2 protein-coding genes are annotated in these 1680 nt (G+C 43.3%); both read left to right on the plus strand.

The features are described 5' to 3' along the window. Positions 1-804 (plus strand): Mu transposase domain-containing protein (locus ACTQ50_RS19510; protein ID WP_441485543.1); only part of this gene is annotated, 804 nt, incomplete at its 5' end. Between the two features lie 12 nt (positions 805-816). Beyond that, positions 817-1596, plus strand: a complete 780-nt coding sequence (locus ACTQ50_RS19515; protein WP_055221200.1) for an ATP-binding protein — start codon at positions 817-819, stop codon at positions 1594-1596. Positions 1597-1680 lie beyond the last annotated feature (84 nt).

Here is a 1680-nt window from a genome sequence, read left to right on the forward strand (position 1 = left end):
GATAAGAAAGGCAAGCCTACAGTTGAAAATCATGTACGTTATCTTGAAATACACCTGGTTGAGAAACTGAAAGAAAAGATATATGTATCATTTGAAGACCTGAATGCTGAAATCAAAAAAATAGTAGCAGTCCTCAATAAACGATCTTTTCAAGGCAAGGATTTCTCAAGACAGGATGCTTTCGAAAAGTATGACAAACCATGTATGAAACCACTGCCAGGCGGATGTTACACGGCTTGCGACTATAAAGCGGTCCTAAAAGTTCCCAACAACTACCACATCGAGTATGACGGCCACTACTACTCCGTATTGTACTCTTACTGTGGCAAGCCTGCAATCCTGAAGGCAACCGCTTCAGAGATCAGAATCTGTGATCAGTATAATCGGCTGATCTGTACACATAAGCGGTCTTATAGAGAGTTTCCGCTGTATATCACGGTAGATGAACATATGCCGCCAGAACACCTTTATTACAAAGAAGTCAATTCAAAGGATGGTAATTATTACCGCCGCTGGGCTTCTGCCATTGGTCCTGCGATGTCAGAACTGATTGACAGACTCCTTAAATCATCAAAACATGAAGAGCAGTCTTATAATGCCTGTGCAGGTATCCTGCATAAAGTAAAAACAATCCCGAAAGGTGCTGCTGAAGAAGTTGCCCGTAAATGTATAGAGATCAATTCCTGTAAGTATTTTACCTTCAAGCAGATGCTGAAAAAGATGGATGTGAAGGAACTCCCCGAGCATTCACCAGGAACACTGCCCAATCATGAAAATATCAGAGGAAAGGACTACTATAAGTAAGGGTGACGTACTATGGCATACAGATTAAAAGACTATCTTTATAACGATAAACTCACAAAGGAACAGAACATACTCATGGATCGGCTGTATAAACTTCGCATGTCCGGTATGGCTGAAGCATTTGAAAAGCAGCTGCTGGAACCAAACACAGGTCTCGAACCATTTGAAGTCCGCTTTGCTGCTATTGTAAATCAGGAGTGGGATCAGCGTGAGAGTAAAAAGTTTAAACGTCTCATGAAGAAAGCGACCCTGAAATATCCTGCAGCTGATCTTGACAGTTCAATCTATGATCCAGAACGTCAGCTGAATACACACGTCATAGAACTTCTGGCCAAGTGTGATTGGATCGATGAGCCGAATAACCTGCTGATGACCGGAGGGGCCGGTGCTGGGAAAACGCACATCGCCTGCGCCTTATGTATCACAGCAATGCATCAGAACCGTACTGTTAAATACATACGTGCGAACACACTCTTAAAGGAATCAGATCATGCCAGGCAGGAAGGTACTTACTTTGAGTATTCGAATGAAATGGCAGCTTATGATCTCATGGTGATAGATGATTTCGGCTTAATGGATCTGGACATCGAGAAATGCCGCGATTTATTTGAAATCATCGAGTCCAGAGACTGCCGCAAGGCAACTATTATTATCTCACAGATTCCAGTATCCGGATGGTATCAGCTTTTTGGGGATTCCACCTACGCAGATGCCTGCTTAAGTCGAATGACATCTAAGGCATATCGCCTTGAATTTCCTGGCAGGGATCGCAGAATAACCAATAGTAATTAATCAACCTGCTGAGCTTTGCTCAGTTTGAAGCGGAATGGCGCTCCGTTCCTCTGGAACGGATGCGCAGTTCTTGCGGAATATGCA

Source organism: Blautia sp. Sow4_E7 (genome assembly GCF_052116245.1).
In the GTDB taxonomy this organism is placed as follows: Bacteria; Bacillota; Clostridia; order Lachnospirales; family Lachnospiraceae; genus Blautia_A.